This window comes from Alteromonas sp. 1_MG-2023, from assembly GCF_030547075.1.
Classification (GTDB): Bacteria; Pseudomonadota; Gammaproteobacteria; order Enterobacterales; family Alteromonadaceae; genus Alteromonas.
Map to the genome: position 1 here is coordinate 261,494 of NZ_JAUOQH010000005.1, position 20,873 is coordinate 282,366.

The window sequence follows — 20,873 nt, forward strand, 5'->3', positions numbered from 1 at the left end:
CTAGCGTAGGCCTAGGTAAATCGACACGCAGTGTGCTTTCAGTCGTGCTTATTGTGAAGTACCTAAAAGCGCTTATTAGAGAAGTCTTTTAGCGGGGGAGAAGGGAATTGCACTCGCGCCTGCTTACGTTAAGCATTCTTCGTTAATCAACTGCCTTAATTAAGACCCTCTAACCAAGCAGTCTTAAATAACTCACATTTCTAAGCTGGCGTAACTATTCTAGGAAGTTAAGCTAGAAAGCCAAATTAGAAAGCCAAGTTTAAAAAGATAAGCTCGGCAGCTTTGATTAGTCTTCATGAACCTAGCATTACTTGTGTGGAATATTGCATCTGGTAAGGGAGACGGTGTGAACACAAACAAAAAAGCCGCTTATTCACAATGAATAAGCGGCTTTTAACGGTTTTTTAAACCGTGTACTTAATTGCCTGGGGTAATAACGAAAGTTTCGTTTACCTTAAGTGGATTAAGTACATCGTTTGTCGAAAACTCCATAGTGTAATCTCCCACCACTGCATCTTCTGAATCGAAGTCCACAGTAATTTGCGTTTCAACGCGGCCAGAAATTGATTGTCTATCAATAGTATTGCCAGCAGGGCCAACAACGCGAATAGTGATAAAACCACCAGGACGGAAATTAAATTTCACCGAGATATCTACAGTGTCAACGCACATTGGGCTGTCACTGCAGTAGTTAATTTTAGGCTTGAACTCAACAATTTTCAGCTCGCCTGAGATAGTGCTTGAGCCTTCAGACTCTCCTTGAAGCTCTTCTAGTAAAGATTTAAGACGAGAGTTGTCAGTATTCGCTTGGGCTAGCTCAGATTCCAACGCTTGCATACTCGATGTATTACTATTTTGCAGTCGGCTGATTTCAGTTTCTAGCTGATTTAGCTGCGCTGTTAGCTCTTCGTTGCGGGTTTGAGTTTGCGCAATTTGGGCCTGAAGTTCAGAGTCGGCTTCATCATCGGCAGAGCCTTGTTCACTTAATGCTAATAAACGCTCATTTTCTTCTCGAACTTCTGCGAGTTGATCTCTAAGTTCTTGGGTTGCCGATTCAGCATCTTCTAAATCAGAACTCGAGTTACGCAGGTTTTTAACCGTGGTTTCTAAAGAACGAATATCATCGTTTCGTTTATCTAATGCGATGCTACAAGATTGCTGTCTTTCGCGCATTTTCTGAAGTTTTTCTTGTGCGGAAACAAGCTCATTAGAAGGGGGAAGGGCTTCACACTTGGCAAACAAATCTTCGCCATCGCCTTCTTGCTGAATACGCTCGATGGTAGACTGTTTCTCAGTTATATTTTCTTCAAGTTGAGCGACTTTTTCTGAAAACGTAGATAGTTTTGATTCTAGTTCCGCCGACTGAACAGTCAGTGCTTCGTTTTCTTCAATAATATTATCAATATAGGATTGGTCGGCTGAAAGAGACTGATTCATTTTAAAGAAAAAATAAATCGCCAATATCACCAAGAATCCAATCGCGGCGGCAAGGTATTTTGCTGCATGTTGCACTACTCTTTCCATATAGTTAATCAATCCTCGCTACGTTTGGATAGATGCAAAGTGTAAATAACACCTTATGCCTATGTATCTGATCTGATTTAGTTATTCTAACAGGTCTTATCTGTTGTTTGCATAAAAAAGCCCACGTAAAAGTGGGCCTTTACATAGAACTTAGCTTAGAAAACGTAGTTGATTGCAATACGACCCATTGTCGCATCTGCATCTTCGTTTAGGTCGTCTGAGTAACGGCTAATTTCGGCTTTAATCGCAATGTTTGCATCGTAGTCGTAACGAATTGTCGCTGAAGCTACGGTGTAGTTCTGTGCGAATACATCACTAATTAAATACAAACTTGGCGTGATGGCAGACTGCAAAGGTTCACCCAATGCTGCTACTTCATCCAAACCTTTTACTTCATCACCTTCAAATGACTGATAAGTGACAGAAGGCGTCCATTTGCCAATACGCATACCAGCAGTTACGTACCATGCGATATCTTCTGGCGTGTATGATTCTTCGATGTCGATAGTGGTGTATTCACCACCAATGAACCAATCGAAGGTATCAACTTCAATGCCTATACCTAAGAAGCGGGCAGTATCTTCTTCCATTAGAAGGAAGTCTGCTAACTCAGGAGCAGGGGCACGTAATGTTGCCTCAATCTGACTGTTAAGTTCAGGCTGGTCGAAGGTGGTTTTAGCCGAACCGTAAACACTACGAAGACTTAACCAATCGTTAGCAATCTCAGCACTTACCATGTAAGTGTTATCACCTTCGATGGTACCGTCAGAAATTTCGTTTTCGAAAGTACCAACAGCTGCACCTAGTTTATATTCCCAGTCACCAGCAAAGTCAGAGTAATCTATACGGAAACCGTCTAAGTTGTTGAACGGTACATCGTAAACACTCTGTGGTGCTGAAATCCAGTGGTGCGAGTAACCAACATCCAATGAGTCAGAAAGACGGAATAACGGCAGACGGAAGCGCCCTGCAGAAATCGCCATGTTGTTCGTAGCACGATAAGTTAAGTATGCCCATTCGAAGTCAACTTCAAAGTCGTTCTCGCCACGTGCTAATACTTGAACTGTTGCCGACATACGGTCGTTAACATCGCCACTTGCTTGAAGTGCGAACAAGCTTTCTTCACGGAAGCTAATCGTATCATCATATCCATAAAGCGGGTCTTGCGTCTCTGCTACCGCTCTGTCATCACTTGTCATACCGCCAATGAAGTTAGCGAAACCGTTTATTCTTATGTCGGCCTGTGCTGTATTGACAAGGGCTACAGTCAATGCCGCTGCTAATAGTGCTTTTTTCATGACAAATTCCTTAGTCTAAGTTTACGACTTTTACGTCACCGGTTACTGAGGCCGAGTCGATAAATCCAATGGCGTTTTTCTCGCCCTTGATAAACTCGATTACATTAGCGTCAGTTTCAATTTCCTGAGGTGCGATAGCGCGCCCTGTGAACACTAACTTTGCCCACATTGCTGAAACTTGGGCAGTGCTGCGTCCTAGTACGTCACGGTCGAATTCTGAGCGTAATTTATTGGTAGGTGTTTGTGTAATGACCGTTGCCTCTTCACCAGAAGAGAACTCAGTTTTTTTACCTAAGAAAATCCGTTGAACATCTTGCTTCGTAATGGTTGCTTGATTGTCTGGATTAACTACAACAACCACATCTGCAAGGGCTTGCAAGCTAAATAAGGCGCCAATTAAAGTTGCGCCAATTGTGCGTTTCATTATGATCGTTTCCTTGAATCGTTATTATCAAATACAGATGTGCATCAACCCGATTCAAAGAACCGTGTTGTAGTGTGTAAACAGCATAATTAATCTAGTATTCGATTTATTCTTATTTTTAGTCAGCGTTTTTGCCTAATAGGTATGTGGACCTACTAGGTTTACTTTGCCTTTCGGAACAGGCTTCCCAAAAACAGTGTTAGAGTGTCTCGTTGTATAAAAAATGTCAATATTTAATAGATGGTTAGCGTATCCAATTTACATATAACTTAGTTATTTTTATACCTAAGTCGTAGCTCCTTACTAAATTAGGACGTAGGTGAAGGTACAAAAAACTACGATGAAATACTTAAAAAGGCGATTTGTGAATTTATCACTCGTTATATTTTTGCATAACTATGCAAGTTCTTATGTCCCGTCCTATTGAAGCTTTATGCGGAGTTTATGTAGGGTTTGTGCGGGTCTGTTAACGGCGCGGTTCAGATTTTTGAAAGCTAAATAAGCAGCCGAAACCAGATCTTTAAGGCCAAAATTAGGGTCAAAATCAAGATCAAAAATTAAGGTAAGTTTGTAAGAGAGCGATTTAAGGTAAAAAAGAAGCTAAAAAAGAAGGTAAATAGTCAGGTTAAAAAATTTAAGGAAAAGCTTTTAAACAATAAGGGAAGGAAAGGTTAAAAACGAGGGCGAAGACTTTCTTCAACAAAAAGTCACTCACCCCCACGTTTTTTGTTATTTGCGGCGGTACATCGCTGGTTCACCTTTTTTAGGCGTGCTGCTATTAATAAACTCTCGCAAGTCTTGATTAGACTGTTTTAAGTCATCTCGTCGTAAATACATCATATGCCCACTTCTATAGCCCTTAAAGCTTAAGCGGTCTTGCATATTGCCACTTACGTCGAGCTGCCACATAGTATATTTTGCGTCAAAATAGTTGGTTGCGCCGTCGTAATAGCCCGACTGGATCATCACATTTAAATAGGGGTTTTGTGCCATAGCAAGGCGAAGGTTTTCACCCGTTTTATTATCACTTCTATCCCACGGATGAACATTACCAAACATGTTGTATTTAGTGTCCGTTTTGTAGTTCAGTTCTTCGTGTATGTAGTAGTTGATAGCGGGCGTAAACGAATGCAGCCAAGAGGTAAGTTCTGCCCAATAATCTGGGCGATCGCCAGTTTGTTTTTCATCTATGCCCAAATAGCGACTGTCTAACCGGCCAAGGGTTTTACCTTCATCACGAAGTAGCGATTTCCAAAAATAGGCTGTGCTAACGTCAAGGTTGTTTTGTGATATTGCTTCTTCCGACAACCCTGAGTAGCGCGCCATTTGTGTCAGCACCTCACGTTTTTCTGCGGCGCTAATAAACCCGCCCTTGGCTAAGGCTGGAATAAGTTTATTAATGGTAAAGTCTTCTACTTCAGGTAGTAGCTCGGTCAAATCTTTGTTTTGAAGCTCTGTATCTAGCTTTTTATGGTACCAGGCAGTCGCGGCAAAGTAAGGTAGGCGATTGGCGGCTTTTACTGGGCCATTACGTTCAATACCAATGTCGGTGGGTGATACCAGTACCACACCATTTAAATACATCCACTGGCGGTTTTGCAGTTCAAGCGCCAAACCTGATACGCGAGTGGTGCCATAGCTTTCGCCAATTAAGTACTTAGGTGAGCGCCAGCGATTATGGCGAGTGACAAAGGTATTCACCCAATCTGCTAGATAGCTAATATCGGCATTAACGCCGAAAAACATATCCTGCTGTTCTTTTTGTGAAGGCATTTCGCCTTCTTCGTTTTCAAGTATGCGGCTGTAACCCGTATTTACTGGGTTAACGAATACAATATCTGCCACATCTAATATTGAATAAGGGTTTGTTTGAACCCCATACGGCTGCACGGGGTAGCCTTCATCGTCGATGTTTAAAATGCGTGGGCCTGTATAGGCCACATGCATCCAAACCGATGCTGAGCCAGGGCCTCCATTAAAAGAAATAACCAACGGGCGTGAAGCGTTGTCTTTCAAGTCAGTGCGTTGGTAATAGGTGTAAAATAACGTAGCGATAGCGTCGTCTTTGCTATTCCATACTGGCTGCGTGCCTGTGGTTGCGCTGTACTTTACGCGCTTGCCGAGTATTTTGGTTTCGTGCTCTGTCACTACATTGCTATCGATATCAATAGTGCGTCTATGGGTTTCTTCCGCCTGGGGAGTTACAGTGAACAGCGCCACTAAAACAAACCATAACGCCTTGCTTTTAAATGTTGAGTTTATTGTATTCATCGGGTTTTCTTTTCGTTGTTTTGAATTGAATAACAGTCGTCTACTTAACTATACCCCGCCTTACCGATTCATATAACTTTGCACGACGGAACAACCAATATTTTCGACTTATGTCGGTCTGAAGTTAGTTTAGCGAAATTGTGGGCTTTGGTATTACTGGATGTGGCGAAACGCGGCGTTATGATGATACTGCTATTATTACTTTGCCCTATCTTTGTTTATATTGTAGATAGGGTAGGAGTAATCGGTTTTGAGAAATGCTGTTTAGCTAATTTTAAAGAAACTTACCGTGGATTTTAGTTCTTGTGATAAGGCATCCAGTGATTGGGTTGCTTCGTTATTTCTCTGTAGAGCGGAAATTGATTCTACTGTCATCGTGTTAATTTCTGACATTGAATTTGATATTTTTTCAATAAGCTCAACTTGTCGAATGGTCGCACTGGCAACCTCTTGAACGTTAAGTAGTGTGTCATTGGCTTGTTGTTCGATATTCAGGAGTAGGGCAATGGTTTCAATTGTCAAAGCATGGCCATTTTCAACAAGCGGTTGTGTTTCTTCCATGGCTAAAACCGAAGCCGCAGTTTCCGATTGTACTTCGTTTATCATTTTTGCAATTTGTTGAGTAGCTTCACCTGTACGCAGTGATAGATTTCTTACTTCATCTGCCACAACCGCGAACCCACGACCGCTTTCCCCTGCTCTTGCAGCTTCTATAGCCGCATTTAGCGCCAACAGGTTAGTTTGATCTGAGATACTGCCAATAACACTAACAATACTGCCGATTTCTTTTGTTCGGTCTTGAAGCTGTTTTATCTGGCCAACCGTTTTACTGACGGTGCTTGAGATCAAATTCATTTCCCGCGCACTTTCTTCTATTTTGTCTTTGCCCAATTTGGTTAATTCTGAGGTTTTCGCAGAATTGACTTCTGACTGGGACATAGATTCAGACATTGAGGTCATCCCTTGACGCATAGTATTCAGGCTATCAGTCGTTTCGTTTGTCAATGCAGCTTGTACTTGAGCAGCGTCATATGCTTGTTTTGAATCTGTGGATAATCGGTTAGCCTGCTTAGCCAGTTCAGTCGCGCTACTAAAAATGCTGGTCACAATAGCCCGTAGCTTTTCACGCATAGTAACCACCGAACCCATCAAACTATCGGGGAAACAATTGTTAATAGGGGTCGTTAAATCACCTGAAGTCATATTTACCAACGTACTAGCGGCTAAGGAGGGTTCAGCGCCTAGCTGATTGGTTAAATTACGGCTAATAAATAAGGTAACACTGATTCCGATGATACCAGCGATGCTGGTAATAACGATCATAAGGTACTGAAAATCGCCTGCTACATCTCTTGCTTTTGGTGTGGCAATTTTATTCGCCTCTTCTTGATAATCTATAAATGCATTAATTGCAGCTAACCATTGTTTTATATTACCCCCAACGTCGCTGGACAAAAGAGACTTAGCCTGTATTGTGTTTCCTTGCTGCATTAACGAAATAATGTGCTGCATCAGCGGGCTCGTTGTTTCTTGAATGGCCGCAATTCTATTTAAAATACGGGTTTCTTCAGCAGTAAATATCACACCTGAGTCAATCATATCTTCCATCGCTTGTTCAGACTCACGATAAAAAGACTCCAGCTTTTTTACATTATTTTCCAATGCTGCTATCTCGGCATTATTGGTTGCCAATACAATATCACGGATATCAATTGCTCGGTCGTGCACACTTCCGCGATAGTTTATGGCATAGCGTTGTTTGACTGAATTAACATCAGATATTTCCGTTAACGTAGCATCGATAAAGTTAACTTTTTGGATGCCGATTATGACTAACGTTACCATCATCAATAAGACCAAACCAAAGCCCACAAATAATTTGTGTCGAATCGTCATGTTTTGCATGTAACGCCTATAAAAGTATGTAAGTGTTTGATTTTGAGTAAATGTTAGCGGTTGAACAGAATGCGCTAACATGAACAAATACTACGTCATCTCTGTTAATCTGGAAAAGACCCGAGATAGCTAAAACATATTTCATTAAAATGAAATATATAAAGAAAATCTAATTTTAGTGAAAGTTAAATTTTAATGTAGTCGCTATTAACTGTTTCATCAAAAAAACAGTTAATTCATAGCCTCCTTGTAAAGCTTGTTGCAGTGATGTTATAACATATTCTTACCGGCGTGATTTCACCTTTTGAATTTTTTACATGCTAAATGTTAATGCGAATAAGGTAATCGAATGAAAATTCCGATCATTCCAACAAATTACGATGAGTGGAAACATTGCATCGTAAAAGAGTGTGGTATTTCTCTGACGGTGTCTTTTATCGAAGCTCGAATAGAGGCGATGAGTAACGTAAATAATGAATACACGCGACAATTTTTGAATTGTTACGGCAAAAGCCATTATCAGAAGACGATGGGCTGGATGGAACAAGCTAAGGAAAGTTTGTTATGAACCAAATACTCGACAAGCAACAGCTTCTGGACGCTCCAGCTGAAGACTACATGAGTGATGCCCAGCTCGAATTTTTTAAAACCTTATTAACGGACTTAAAAACAAAAACCATGTTGCACATTGAAGAAAAGAAAGTGCAGCTTAGTAATCCCCCAGAGATAAACGATGATGTAGATAGGGCGCAATACGAAGAAGATTCACGTATTCGCTTACGTATTCTTGATAGAGAACGCAAGCTTATACTTAAAATAGACAAGTCACTTAGGCGTATCACGGAGGGTGATTTTGGCTACTGCAAAGAAACAGGCGAACCCATCGGTATACCTCGACTTTTAATTAGGCCAATTTCAGAATATTGTGCAGACGTTAAACAAGTTAATGAAGGGAAAGAGCGTCACTTTCAATCAGAGCGTAAATATTAAAAAGTGCCGATTGGCAATAGATGTAAGTGCGCACATTAACCCATAGTTGATCAAGTGGTGAATGTGCGCAGTGAAACACGCTGTGGGTAAGTAGGGTATGAGTTGTACGGTATAACTCGCGCGCTAGCCTTAAATATGGGCTGTAAGTTGAATACAGCCATCTTAAGGGGGCGTCGAATTAACTATCCCAGCGTTTAAATATTAGTGAAGTATTAATGCCGCCAAAGGCAAAGTTATTACTCATAATATAATCGGTTTCTAACTCGCGACCTTGCTGAATAATATAATCTAGCTGGCCGCATTTGCTATCAACGTGGGTTAGGTTTGCCGTGGGGTGGAACCAATTATTACGCATCATCTCAATGGCTACCCAAGCTTCTAAGGCACCGCAAGCACCTAGTGTGTGGCCAGTATAACTTTTCAATGAGCTTATCGGCATTTGCTCGCCGAAAACGGCAGACGTAGCTTGAGTTTCAGCAATATCTCCACGATCAGTAGCCGTGCCATGGGCACTTACATAACCAATTTGTTCATGTGACAGGCCAGCATCTTTCAGCGACAAGCGGATAACTTGTTCCATTGTTTCAGCTGAGGGCTGAGTAATGTGTCGGCCATCGGAGTTTGTACCGAAGCCCACTAATTCTGCATAAATCTTAGCGCCACGCTCAACGGCGTGTTCGTATTCTTCTAGCACTAATGTACAGGCACCTTCGCCTATCACTAAACCGTCGCGGCCTTCATCGAAAGGTTTCGGTGTTAGATTCGGGCTATCGTTTTTCGTGCTTGTAGCATAGAGGGTGTCGAATACGGCGGCTTCCGTGGCACATAAGTGCTCACAACCACCGGCTAACATCACTTTTTGCTGTCCACACTTAATGGCTTCGTATCCTTGACCTATTCCCATACTGGCCGAGGTACATGCGCTGGAGGTAGTATAAACGCGGCCTTTAAGCCCAAAATAAATACCAATATTCACGGGCGCAGTGTGCGACATCATTTTGATATAGGTGTTGGCGTTCAAACCGTCACAGTTGTCATGTAGCAACATATTGCCAAAGTCTGCAATAGCACCGGTATCACCGGCAGAAGAACCGAAAGCAACTCCGGCTTGGCCGCTCTTTAAGATATCTGCGCCAAGCAAATCGGCATCAATTAACGCATTTTCGGCACTGACTACGGCAAGTTGGGCAACCCTGCCCATACTGCGGAGATCTTTTCTTGAATAATGTGCGGGCACTGAGAAATCTACTTTAGCGCCAAGTCGGGTATTTAACCCTTCATATTTATCCCATTCAGGCATTTGGACGATGCCAGTTTGGCCTGATTTTAATCGACTAAAAATGCTTTCCCAATCATTTCCAATAGGAGAAAAACCTGCGATCCCTGTAACGACTACTCGATTCATTAATACATTCCACCATTGACAGAAATAACCTGTCTTGTGACATAACCGGCATCTTCAGACATTAAAAATCCGACCGTTGCGGCTACTTCTTCCACTTTTCCCATGCGTTGCATTGGGATTAATTTCATTGCTTCTTCCATAGCTAAGCCTTCGGTCATTTCTGTATCAATAACACCAGGGGCTACGCAGTTTACGGTTATCTTTCTTTTCGCTAATTCTACAGCCAAGGCTTTAGTGGCGCCGATAATACCTGCCTTCGACGCGCTATAGTTAACCTGCCCACGATTTCCCATTTCTCCTGACACTGAGGATAAGGTGACAATACGACCTGGTTTACGACGACGTATCATAGGCATAATAATGGGGTGTAGTACGTTGTAGAAACCATCTAAATTGGTGTGTACCACTAAGTCCCACTCCTCCCCAGGAATGGCAGGAAAGGCATTGTCCATAGCGATAGACGCGTTACACACAACGCCATAATAAGCGCCGTGGGTTTCAACGTCGTGTTCTAATGCTTGTTGGGCTTGTTGTCTATCTGCTATATCAAAGCTAATCAGCCTAGCATTGCGCCCTATTGCTTTAATCTCATCAACCACTTCTTCGCCAAGCTGTTGGTTGCTTCTGCAATGTACAACAATGTCGAAACCTTGCTTTGCTAGCCTTAGCGCTATCGCTTTTCCAATACCACGACTTGAACCTGTTACTAATATGGTGCCGGTCATTGGCTTACTCCTTTTAAAAACGCTTCAGCATCGGTGGGTTGAAAAACATTGAGCTTTGCCGATGCCTCAACACCATTTCCAGTTAGAGTGGTGTTAAACACATTCAAGCCATTTTCGGCTTCCATTTCTAAATGCACTTCAACCGTAATTACGCTGCCTACTGGAAAATAATCGACATTAGATTGATATTTTCGGCACCCTAGCAAAAAACCTAATTTAGGTTTGTGCCCAGACTTTCTTTCTTTTGTGCCTGCATAGGCGGCTACCGCTTGGGCTAAGTATTCGATGCCCACTATGGCTGACACGCCCTGCTTCTCAACGAACATGGAGTCTGGCCTAATTAACACTAGGGCTTTTAACCAGTCATCACCATAATCAACTACTTCATCCAGTAAGCTCATTTTACCTGAATGGGGAACAAATTCGTCGATATTAACGTTTTCCATAGCTAAATTCGCCCTAATATCAATGAAATGTTGTTACCACCAAACGCGAAAGAGTTGCTTAACACATAATTAGGCGCGCTATTCGTCGCCCTACTCGATTCAACAGTGTCAACGAAATTGAGTGGTGCCAACGCAGGGTCACTCTGACTATCCCATATATGCAAAGGCATGAAAGGTTGCGTAGTATCATCGACTAACATCAACCAACATATGCCCGCTTCAACCGCGCCGGCTGCACCAAGGGTATGCCCAGTAAAAGGTTTGGTGGAACTGCATAATACGTCAGCACCAAATACCGTGTTTACGGCGGTAGATTCCATCTGGTCATTTAACTCTGTGGCTGTGCCGTGCAGGTTAATGTAATCAATTTGATGTGGTTGCAATTGCCCATCTTGAAGGGCATTTTCAATACACTTAATGGCGCCTTTTCCCTCGGGATCAGGGGCTGATATGTGATGGGCATCGCTGCTTTCCCCGGTACCTACCAGCTTCACTCCGTGCTTTTGCTTGCTGACTAAAAAGAGCGCAGCGCCTTCACCAATATTAATCCCTTTGCGATTAACGCTAAACGGATTACAAATACTGTCGCTTACCGCTTGTAGTGATTGAAAACCTTGTACGGTAAGCTGGCACATAGTGTCTACACCCCCAGCAATAACGGCGTCGCACAAGTCGGCAGATATCAATCTTCGGGCAGTAGCCAACGCTTTTGCACCCGATGAACAGGCGGTTGATATACCGTATGCCGGGCCTTTCGCACCCACCACTTCAGCAATAAATTGAGCAGGTGCCCCCATTTCTTGAAGGCCATAATCGTAGGAGTCTGGCACAGTACCATCATTCACCCACTGCCTAATAGCTTGCTCACTTTCTGCAATACCAGAGGTGCTGGTGCCTATGATAACGGCCACGCGATGCGCGCCATATTGGGCTATGGCAGTATCAACTTCTGCGCGGATTTGTTGCAAAGCCGCCATGGCACACTGGTTATTCCGGCTTTGCCATTTCTTATGTTCAAGCGGTAATAAGGGGAGTTCCGCGTTGATCAAACCTAGCGGCACGTTAAAGCCTGTGTGGTATTGATCAGTTTGCACCAAGTTCACATTGCCTGATTGAATGTTATTTTTTACCTGCTCCCCGTTGTTTCCGGCAGCACACACTATGCCCAGTGCGTTTAGGTAACAGCTTTCTTGTATCACAACCTCTTGTACTCCAAGGTTTCAATTTTCACTTTATACTGACGAGCAAGGTTATCTAGAACCACTTGCTCGTTTTCTAAATAATTAATTTTTAACTTAGACTGCCCATCTAACGATAGTAATCGAAAATTAGGGCCTGTTTCTATTAGCCAACCATCGTCAACCTCGTAAAATTTACGTAGGCTTTCTTCCGGCCACAGTGCGAACTGCAACATGGTTAGAATTTCTTCTGCTGGCAGTGCTTCTGCGCCTAAGCTTTGCTGTTCAATCTGCTTGCCGTCATAATTAATGGTGTATGCAGACTGCCCTGTTGGTAGCAGGCCCCGTAATTTAATCTCAGACTCATCAATTTTTAACACCACTAAAAACTGATGACTAGCACGTTGAGATACAATGTCTAAACGCTGTTGGTAAACCGCTGGGGCTGGGCCCTCTACTGGCGGCAGCAATAACAGTGGAAATGCTTGGTAGCGCGCACTATTTAATGCACTGCAAGCGCTGAGTACAAGGCCAAAGCAAAGGCCAATAGCTAGTCGTTTTGACATAGTTGCGCCAACGTAGTTAATCTACTGGGATTACGCACATATGGGTTTTCGGTATCCCATGCGTAGCCCGCTAAAATAGAGCTTATCATGCGGGTTATATTCTCGCTTTTCTGTTTCGAAAACACCACGTTTTGAAAGCGCTCATCATACCAACCTTCAACAAATTCCTTAAAGGTGTTAACCCCAACTTTGAGCTTTTGGGCATACTCTGCGTTCCAATCGGGTTGTAAGCCTGAAAGCTGTTTGTCTACCACTTCAGACGCTAAACTCGCGGAGGTGAGGGCAATGGTCACGCCTGACGAAAAGATAGGATCTAAAAATTCGCCAGCGTTACCGAGCAGCGCGTACCCGTCCCCGTACAAGCTGGTCACGTCGCAAGAGTAACTTCCCAAGGTGCGACACTGGGTGTCAAATTCGGCGTTTTTTAAAAAGGTAGCTAGTTTGCCCCCTTCTGTAATTAACTGCTGAAGGCATTCTATAGGGGAACCCTGCATCGACTCTAATACCGCTGGTGGAGCCACAACGCCCACTGATGACCGGCCATTACTAAAAGGAATTAACCAAAACCATACTTCACTTATTTTCGGGTGTACCGTTATGAGTATTTTATTTCTATCGAAGTCTGGGGCATCCATGTTGTCTTTCACATGGGTGAAAACAGACTTACGTGAGCCAAGGGTAGAAGGCTTTTCTAGGTTGAGTAGTTTCGGCAATACGCGCCCAAAACCGCTTGCATCCAATACAAAACGGGCTTGCACCTTGTAGGTATCGTGCTGTTCTGTTTGTACGGTGAGCTCACGCAATGTATCGTTCATTACACAGTCTGTCAGGGTGTGACCATAGCGAAAGGTTACCCCTTGTTTTGCTGATTCATCTGCTAAAATTTTATCAAACGAATCGCGTTGCACCTGAAACGTGGTGCCCCAACCTGGTGAAAATTTTTCTCTAAAGTCAAAGTGCTCGTACTCGTTTCCTCGGCAAAAAGCGGCGCCATTTTTATATTGAAATTGCGCCTTTTCAACGGCATCTAACATGCCTGCTTGTTCCAAGTATGTCATGCATTGTGGCAACATACTTTCGCCGATCGAAAATCGCGGGAAGTGCTGTTTTTCTATCACTAAGACCCGATACCCTTTTTTGTTTAACAGGGCAGATGAAACTGCGCCTGCTGGGCCGGCTCCTATCACTACAATATCGAAAATTTCCGTTGTGTTATGCACTACTAGCTATCTCCATTCCCTTAAATCTATCTTGTGTTTTATGCTTTTTTATTTATTTTTGTGTTTTATCGCTGCTTTTGTATCGTATGGCTGGGGTCATTACCCATACCAAGGTTAAACCAATTAATACTGTCATGCCGAAGTGGTGTAGCACCGGGGTTTGACTCCACGCCAACAATCCAAAGGCCAATAAACTGGTGAAGGTCGACATCGACACGGCCAACCAGGTGTTTTTACTCTCACCAGATTCAGCCATGAAAATACCCATATCTAGCCCTATACCTAACACTAAAATAAGAGCCAGTAGGTGAAACATATTCATGCCACCTTCAAGAAAGCTTATGCTGGCTAAGGTAATAATAGAGGCTAGAAAAGGCGGTAATATTACCCGCAAGACTTGCTGACGGTAACGCCATGCTAATACAAGAAAAACTACAGCGTAGGCTAGCGCGATAAGCTGGCTTACTTGAATTCGATAGGTTTTCATTAGCGCAGAGATATTGCTTACTTGGTCTATCAAAACCAGCTGAGAGTCATCCTCAATAAGCTGCTCAATCGCCGATTTAGCGTCTTGATTGAGGTGGCCTTTAAAGCGCACAGTAGTGGCACTCGCACCAAGCTTTGTGCTGACCACTAAATCTCTCCATGCCTCGCTATTTTCTGACCCTAGCCATTCATCAATAGTTAGGGTATTACCTCGGGTTTCAGAAAATACATTTTGGGCTTCAATACGCTTGTGTTCAGGCAGGTTTAGCGTTGTAAATAGCCCTTCAAGCTTTGCCTTGTATAAGCGTGCAACTAACGCATAATTGTCTGCTTGCCGTGCTTGCGCTGGAACCTGCATAGAGACAGCCTGAGCTGGTGGAATAGTGTTGTCTTTTTGCAGTGGTTTAAGCTGAGTAAGTAGCGCCTGCTCTTTTAGTAACGCATCCTCAATGGTATCGCCTTTAACCAGTATGAACTGGGTACTGCTTTGAGTGCCAAGCAGAGTTTGGATTGATTTTTCTTGCTGCAACAACCTTTCAGGTGACGTTTGTAGTAGGCGAATATCATCTTGCGCAGTACCAGTGTAAACAAGAGTGGCGGCACCAACGGTTATTCCCATTATGGCAATAATCGGAACAGGGCGGCCTACAATACGTGGAATTTTATTGCGTAACCTAAACAGTTTTTCAGCCAAAGGCAGTTTAATTTTAGCGTCGTTTGCTGTGATGAGCGGTAAGGTTAGTACCACGGTTAACCATGATGCCAGTAGCCCGACAACAGAAAACACAGCCATCTGCTGTAACCCCGGAAAGGGTGCGAAAGCTTGCACCGCATAGGCTAATACGCTTGAGAATAGGCCAAGTATTAGACCAGGCAGAATATTTGGCAGTACTTTTTCATTGTCTGACTGCTGCCTTTCACAAACAAAATGCAAGGCATAATCTATCGATACGCCCACAAGTCCTGCGCCAAATGCTAACGTAATTAGATGCACTTTTCCGAAGATAAGCAGGGTGGCAGATACAGCAGTTAAGCAGCCTACCGAAATAGGAAATAACATAAGAAAAATAGGTTTTAAACGGCGAAATACGATTAGCAAAAGAATGATAATGCCCACCAGAGAGCCTATGCCGATAGTGGATATTTCGGCTCTTGCCTGATCCGCACCCGCGGCAGCATGTAATATCATGCCAGAGCTTCTTAGGGTAATACCTTGCTCTGCTAACAGCTGGGTTTGATTGGCTAAAAATTCCATCACCACACGTTGGATTTCCAGCGAATAAGGCTCTTGTTTTAGGGTAATAAGCAGTACATAAGTGGGTAGTTCACTCTCGTTTACTTTTAATAAAGAATGATTGATATGAATATTAATATCGCTAGTTTGAGCCTGGCTGCGCTGTGCATAAAAACCAAAAGGATCGTCAACAAGCTCTACTTTGCCTGCTGCGATAGGGCTAAATAGGCTAGCGATAGTTCTATTTTCAAACCCTTGGTAGTTGCCTGATATTAAGGCCTCTCGACTACTATCATCAAGCAGTGCAAATCGATAAGGAAAAAGGGCCTCGCGTTGACTGTCTCGTTGGTTAGCTTCTACTTGCCAGCGCACATCGGCGTTAGCTAATACCTGCTGTGCTCGGGTTGCTAACGCCTGTACTGATTGTTTAACTGCGTTCTCATCGCTACCGCTTACTAATAAAAGTAAACGCTTTGAAAACCGTTCTGAGGTTTGCTGAATGGCTTGTTGCGCAAGAGGTTCTTGTTCAGATGTGGGTAGCAGCGACATGATGCTGGAGTCAAACGTTGCTGGCCGACTAACAGCGAATAAGGCTAACGCCGCCACGGTTAGTAGCCAAGCTATCCCAACGGGTCTGAACCAAGCCCCTTTCATTTTTGCTGACTTAATTGAGAAAATTGAATTTCAGTGTAGTCGCCATTGTCTTCATAAAACTTAAGGTAACGTAAGTACTCATCGCCTTTAAGTTCAACGTGGGTAATGGTTTGAGCCAAGGCGGCATCATTAGGCACCAAAGATACCTGCCATTGTTTCTGATTTTTATCACTAGAACTTATTTCATCTGAGCTTGTTTCTTCTGAGTTCGCTTCTTTTATGCTCATGTCACCCGCGCTTATTTCTCCAGATAGGCTGAAGTACGTTTCTAACTCCTGCCATTTAGCGGTTAACACCGAAAAGAATACTTCGCTTAATAGAGTAACTACTGGGTTGGTATCAGCGTGTAAACTCATTAGCTCAACATCGCCTTGGCTACTGACAATGCTAGATGGTGTCATCGTCACTAAGTTTTGAATGGGCGCTACGGTTTGCCAATGCACATACTGGCCTTGCGAGTAATCAAACTTTCCGGTTGATACTATGTCTACATCAAAGTCTTTTAGGTATTTTTTCTGTGTAAACTCACCGCGTAAATATTCAGGAGAATGGGTAATCGCATTTAGCTGCTGAATTGAGAATTCCGCAAACGCTTGCCTGGGTAGAAACAGTAATAGCACTAAAGATAACGCTAGCACTATTGGCATCGCTAGCACTGATGGCAAGGATAATACTCTCATTCAAGCACCCCTAATTTCTCAAGCAAGATAGGCGGCGATTCAAACAGCATCTCCTTACTTTCAATGTTTACCGCCACTTGCACAGTCGAGGCTTTCGTCAGGCGCTTTCCTGATGCTTCATCAAGAATTTCATATTTAATTTTCAACCGGTTTTCCCACTCCACCACTTTCGCTTTCACTATGATCTTTTGCTGGAAATTGAGGGGGTACGCATAGCGAATATGCAGGTCGATGACCGGCCAAGCGTAGCCTGACGCTTCCATCTCTGGAAAGTTATAACCAATGTCATCAAATAAAGCGCAGCGCGCAATTTCTAAATACTTCACATAATGGCCATGCCAAGCAATGCGCATCACGTCAATATCATGAAAAGGGATCGTAATGGTTGATTGAGCTTCTCTCATTTACATCTTCCTATGTGTCGCATTAGTGGTGATCGATATTAATGGCGATCAATATTGCCTGCATCATTTTGCTTAGTACGCTTTTGCGCATCAGAAAGCCAAAAGGGGAAAAAGTTAAACCACTGCAAAGGGGCTTTTATACAATAATGCTGTAACCGATAAGCATAATTTTGCACCACCACGTCTAGTTCTTGTTGGCGTGTTTTGCGCGCAAACCGTAGCTGTTCGGAAAACGTCTCTACGTAAATATGGTAATTTTTCTTTTGCTTTAAGCAAAACAACAAATACACAGGGCACTTGAGTAAGCTAGCTAATATGAACGCGCCCTGAGGGAATAATGCTTGCTCTCCCAAAAATTCAACTTCTGATACTCGGCCTGCATGTTCAGGGGTTCTATCACCGGCAATAATAATAAGCTCGCCTTGGGTTACCCGTTCAGCCAACATCATGGCCGTAGCGGGAGATAAGTCGTTTACCTGCACGAGTTCGGCGTGGGTATTGCTATCGAGTTGCTTCATGAGTGAATTTAGCTTTTCTGCGTGCTCGGTGTTCACTAAAATCGTTAGTTTCACTTCATCTAGTTTTTGCCGCAACGCATTACACACTTCAATATTGCCTAAATGTGAAACCACCACTAACGCGCCTTGCCCCGACGCTTTGATTTTATCTACTACTGAGGGGGTCTCAAAAACAATAGCCTTAGTATCAATTTTCCCCATCCATGCCAGCAGTTTATCTAGCAGCATATTGCCAAAGGCCACAAAATGCTTGAATGAATTAAGTTCAGACTGCCGCTGTGCAGGTAAAAACGGGGCTAAATTCTCCAAATATTGTTTCGATGACTGCCGTGCCATTGTGTTAGTCACAAAATAGTAAGCCATAACAGGCATAAGAATAATGCTAAACACCGCTCGTCCAAATACTTGGTAGATAAACAGCAATATTTTAATGCCCAACACCGTGCCGCCTTCTTGCACTTGGGTCCAATGTTTAGTGTCTTTTGGCATCTAAAACTTCCGCCACAGTAACTTAGGTAAACGCAGTAACATGCCGAAGAAAAGCCGAGTATGCATCCAACTAATCAACACGTTGTCATGGAGTAATTTAAAGTGCGAAACTCCGTCGGTAGGGTAGTTCACCTTAGTGGGTATATTAATGATACTACCGTTGCGCCAATGCCAGCGAACAATCACTTCTGTATCAAAGTCCATACGATTGCCACAAGGGGCTTTGTCTAGCATTTGGTTGAAGGCCGTTACGGGGTAAAGTCTGAAGCCACACATGCTGTCTTTAATGGTAAAAGACAGCGTATTTATCCATACCCAAACGTGGGTAAGGTAGCGGCCATAAAAGCGACCTTTTGAAATACTGTCATCGTATTGCGGATAGCCAGCAATAAGGGTGTCTTGGTGTTGCACTCCTGCGCTGATGAAATGCGGAATGTCAGAAAGGTTATGTTGCCCGTCTGCATCTACTTGCAAGCCGTGTGTGAATCCTGTTTTCGCTAAATGGCGTAGTCCTGATTTTACAGCGTGCCCTTTACCACCATTGCTTGGCAATGTAAGTAAGCTAACTTGAGGGTTGTGAACACGGGCTAATTCCTCTAGCACAACTGCACATGCTTGGTAACTGCCATCGTCTACCAGTAAAATGGGGTAGCCAAAGGCCCGCAGCGCTTTCACAGTTTCGCCAATAGCATGCTCATGATTGTAAACAGGGATTAAAATCGCAGGTTTAAATGCTGAATTAGGCAAAGCAAATTCGTCCACTAGAGTGAACTCCTTTTTCTGAGCGGTAAGAAAATGTGACTTTTTGTTTTTCAGGAGAAAACGCTAATAAAAGATCAATATCTTCATCTGGCTGAATAACATTGGCAAATTTAACCACTTCTAAGTGGCTAAATTTGCCTGAAATATCAAAATACTCATCAGCGTATTTTTGTGCCCAATGAACCTGAGCTACACCCGGTAAAATTGGGGCTTGGTCAAAGTGTCCGTCTAAGTACACTAAATCTCGGGGAATGGTGCAGCTAATGGTAACGTTTAGTGTGTCTTTTGATATGTGTTTAATTGCTGGCCATTTCAACAACGCAGGCTGCTCCACTAAAGCTTGCAAAGCCGTTAAGGTGACTTTGCTTTGTTGGTTATAAGGCATAGTATCAACAAATCGCCAACGCCGAGGCACAACGATTGTTTCAAAATTTGACAATAACAACGTACGAAGGGTTTTGATGACGCCCGCGCGCCCCGCCAACATCAATTGTTTTTCGCCTTCTTTGCTTAGCATTATCACGCTAGCGACTTCTGTGCGCTTTCGAGTAATAGCAAAGGCTTTTGCCTCTAACACCCACTCGTGAGACATCAATACTTGCGCTATCGCGTTTAGTGAAACCCGTTTACCTTCTATTTTTACAATGTTGTCTGACCGGCCCTGAAGCTCGAAACTACCATCGCTGTGAATGTTTAAGGTGTCACTAAGAAAAGGTGAATGTTTATCTACAAACAAAGAGCAAACTTTGACCTTACCCTGGTTATCTATTTCAAAAGTAACGTTTGGCAGGCGCCGCCAGCGAGCATCTTGGTTGTTGTTAACCTGTTTACGCCAAGCAATAACACCGGTTTCTGAGCTACCATATATTTCCCACAGTGGCGCATCTAATAGCTTGCTCATACACAAGGCGTCAGCTTTGTTTAACGGTGCTGCCGCTGAAAATATATTGAGACAATCTGCTTCTAACGATGACCACGAAAGTAATTCATTTACTCGGGTAATGTGAGATGGGCTAGACACCAATACGTACTGTGATTGCTGCTGAGCGAAATGGTAAATATCTTCGGTGTATTCACACAGTTCACATAAGAATGGCTGCCCATAACTAAAGGGGCGCAGTAATCGAAAGGTTAAGCCATATAAATGTTGATGACTTACCGTTGATAGCACGGTAGCCCCCTCGGCTACCGGAAACTGAGTGTGCAAACTGTGCAGTTCGCTGTCGAATTGGGCGAGTGTTTTCGCAAATGATTTAGGTTTTCCGCTTGAGCCGGAAGTATACAATTCAATAGCAACTCGTTGGCTATCGATAGGGGGTAAATTGGCCAGCTCGGCATTAGTACAGTAGGTATGGGCAAAGTCGGTATTTGGCTTTGATAAATCTAAGGTAATGCCTGCATCCATTTCACCTACGCCGCCATCTGCTTCACTGATCAACCGGGTAATAGTCGCTGGGCGATTATCACCTGGAATACACGCAGTTCTACCTAAATACCATAGTGCATAGAGGATAGATAAAAACTCGTAGGGATCGCTATGATACACCACCCATCGCTGGCCACTGTGTTGCGATAATGTGTGCTTCCATTGGCACACGTTCACTATAAATTCGTCGGCGGTTAAAGTAACCCCAGCGCGAATAGCGACAGCCGTGCTTGGACGGGTATCCATCCAGTTTGCCAAAGAATATTGGTGTAACATG

General features: G+C 43.3%; 19 protein-coding genes. 2 read left to right on the forward strand and 17 right to left on the reverse strand.

Going from position 1 to position 20,873, the window contains the following annotated elements; all coding sequences use genetic code 11:
- Nucleotides 1-417 precede the first annotated feature (417 nt).
- The 5 genes from Q4561_RS07770 to Q4561_RS07790 all read right to left on the reverse strand — a co-directional run bounded on the left by Q4561_RS07770 (nt 418) and on the right by Q4561_RS07790 (nt 7,422).
- Nucleotides 418-1,524, reverse strand: coding sequence for a hypothetical protein (locus Q4561_RS07770; protein ID WP_303458880.1), 1,107 nt, complete (start codon nt 1,522-1,524; stop codon nt 418-420).
- Between the two features lie 155 nt (nt 1,525-1,679).
- On the reverse strand, nt 1,680-2,822 hold the full coding sequence (locus Q4561_RS07775) for a topoisomerase IV (protein ID WP_303458882.1): 1,143 nt from the start codon (nt 2,820-2,822) through the stop codon (nt 1,680-1,682).
- Between the two features lie 10 nt (nt 2,823-2,832).
- Entirely contained in the window at nt 2,833-3,246 is a 414-nt protein-coding gene (locus Q4561_RS07780; RefSeq protein WP_303458884.1) for a phosphate ABC transporter substrate-binding protein, read from the reverse strand.
- A 729-nt stretch (nt 3,247-3,975) separates the two neighbouring features.
- On the reverse strand, nt 3,976-5,517 hold the full coding sequence (locus Q4561_RS07785) for a S10 family peptidase (RefSeq protein WP_303458885.1): 1,542 nt from the start codon (nt 5,515-5,517) through the stop codon (nt 3,976-3,978).
- A gap of 264 nt (nt 5,518-5,781) precedes the next feature.
- Nucleotides 5,782-7,422 carry a methyl-accepting chemotaxis protein gene (locus Q4561_RS07790; RefSeq protein WP_303458888.1) on the reverse strand — a complete coding sequence of 547 codons (1,641 nt, stop codon included), beginning with the start codon at nt 7,420-7,422 and terminating at the stop codon, nt 5,782-5,784.
- Between the two features lie 340 nt (nt 7,423-7,762).
- Between Q4561_RS07790 and Q4561_RS07795 the strand changes: the two genes are divergently transcribed.
- A complete protein-coding gene (locus tag Q4561_RS07795; protein WP_303458890.1) occupies nt 7,763-7,981 on the forward strand; it encodes a hypothetical protein in 219 nt (72 codons plus the stop codon).
- The gene (locus tag Q4561_RS07800) at nt 7,978-8,403 is read left to right on the forward strand and encodes a TraR/DksA C4-type zinc finger protein (RefSeq protein WP_303458892.1); all 426 of its coding nucleotides are present in this window, start codon (nt 7,978-7,980) and stop codon (nt 8,401-8,403) included. The genes Q4561_RS07795 and Q4561_RS07800 overlap by 4 nt, the downstream gene beginning before the upstream one ends.
- Before the next feature lie 178 nt (nt 8,404-8,581).
- Here the strand turns inward: Q4561_RS07800 and Q4561_RS07805 are convergent, their stop codons facing one another.
- From Q4561_RS07805 to Q4561_RS07860, 12 genes are read right to left on the reverse strand one after another with little or no spacing between them, the layout of a single operon-like run.
- Entirely contained in the window at nt 8,582-9,808 is a 1,227-nt protein-coding gene (locus tag Q4561_RS07805) for a beta-ketoacyl-ACP synthase (RefSeq protein WP_303458893.1), read from the reverse strand.
- A complete protein-coding gene (locus Q4561_RS07810) occupies nt 9,808-10,533 on the reverse strand; it encodes a 3-ketoacyl-ACP reductase FabG2 (protein ID WP_303458895.1) in 726 nt (241 codons plus the stop codon). The genes Q4561_RS07805 and Q4561_RS07810 overlap by 1 nt, the downstream gene beginning before the upstream one ends.
- On the reverse strand, nt 10,530-10,979 hold the full coding sequence (locus Q4561_RS07815; protein ID WP_303458896.1) for a hypothetical protein: 450 nt from the start codon (nt 10,977-10,979) through the stop codon (nt 10,530-10,532). The genes Q4561_RS07810 and Q4561_RS07815 overlap by 4 nt, the downstream gene beginning before the upstream one ends.
- A 2-nt stretch (nt 10,980-10,981) precedes the next feature.
- Nucleotides 10,982-12,178: a beta-ketoacyl-[acyl-carrier-protein] synthase family protein gene (locus Q4561_RS07820; protein ID WP_303458898.1), complete on the reverse strand. Its 1,197-nt coding sequence runs from the start codon at nt 12,176-12,178 to the stop codon at nt 10,982-10,984.
- The gene (locus tag Q4561_RS07825) at nt 12,175-12,723 is read right to left on the reverse strand and encodes a DUF3261 domain-containing protein (protein WP_303458900.1); all 549 of its coding nucleotides are present in this window, start codon (nt 12,721-12,723) and stop codon (nt 12,175-12,177) included. The genes Q4561_RS07820 and Q4561_RS07825 overlap by 4 nt, the downstream gene beginning before the upstream one ends.
- Nucleotides 12,708-13,943 carry an NAD(P)/FAD-dependent oxidoreductase gene (locus tag Q4561_RS07830; protein ID WP_303458903.1) on the reverse strand — a complete coding sequence of 412 codons (1,236 nt, stop codon included), beginning with the start codon at nt 13,941-13,943 and terminating at the stop codon, nt 12,708-12,710. The genes Q4561_RS07825 and Q4561_RS07830 overlap by 16 nt, the downstream gene beginning before the upstream one ends.
- Before the next feature lie 52 nt (nt 13,944-13,995).
- Nucleotides 13,996-16,317, reverse strand: a complete 2,322-nt coding sequence (locus Q4561_RS07835) for an MMPL family transporter (protein ID WP_303458905.1) — start codon at nt 16,315-16,317, stop codon at nt 13,996-13,998.
- Nucleotides 16,314-16,997, reverse strand: coding sequence for an outer membrane lipoprotein carrier protein LolA (locus tag Q4561_RS07840; protein ID WP_303458907.1), 684 nt, complete (start codon nt 16,995-16,997; stop codon nt 16,314-16,316). Before Q4561_RS07840 ends, Q4561_RS07835 begins: the two co-directional genes overlap by 4 nt.
- Nucleotides 16,994-17,401, reverse strand: a complete 408-nt coding sequence (locus tag Q4561_RS07845) for a thioesterase family protein (RefSeq protein WP_303458910.1) — start codon at nt 17,399-17,401, stop codon at nt 16,994-16,996. Before Q4561_RS07845 ends, Q4561_RS07840 begins: the two co-directional genes overlap by 4 nt.
- A 38-nt stretch (nt 17,402-17,439) precedes the next feature.
- Nucleotides 17,440-18,408, reverse strand: a complete 969-nt coding sequence (locus tag Q4561_RS07850; protein ID WP_303458911.1) for a lipid A biosynthesis acyltransferase — start codon at nt 18,406-18,408, stop codon at nt 17,440-17,442.
- Nucleotides 18,409-19,170, reverse strand: coding sequence for a glycosyltransferase family 2 protein (locus tag Q4561_RS07855; RefSeq protein WP_303458913.1), 762 nt, complete (start codon nt 19,168-19,170; stop codon nt 18,409-18,411). It abuts the gene before it with no gap.
- The gene (locus tag Q4561_RS07860) at nt 19,148-20,872 is read right to left on the reverse strand and encodes an AMP-binding protein (protein WP_303458916.1); all 1,725 of its coding nucleotides are present in this window, start codon (nt 20,870-20,872) and stop codon (nt 19,148-19,150) included. The genes Q4561_RS07855 and Q4561_RS07860 overlap by 23 nt, the downstream gene beginning before the upstream one ends.
- Nucleotide 20,873: the final 1 nt, after the last annotated feature.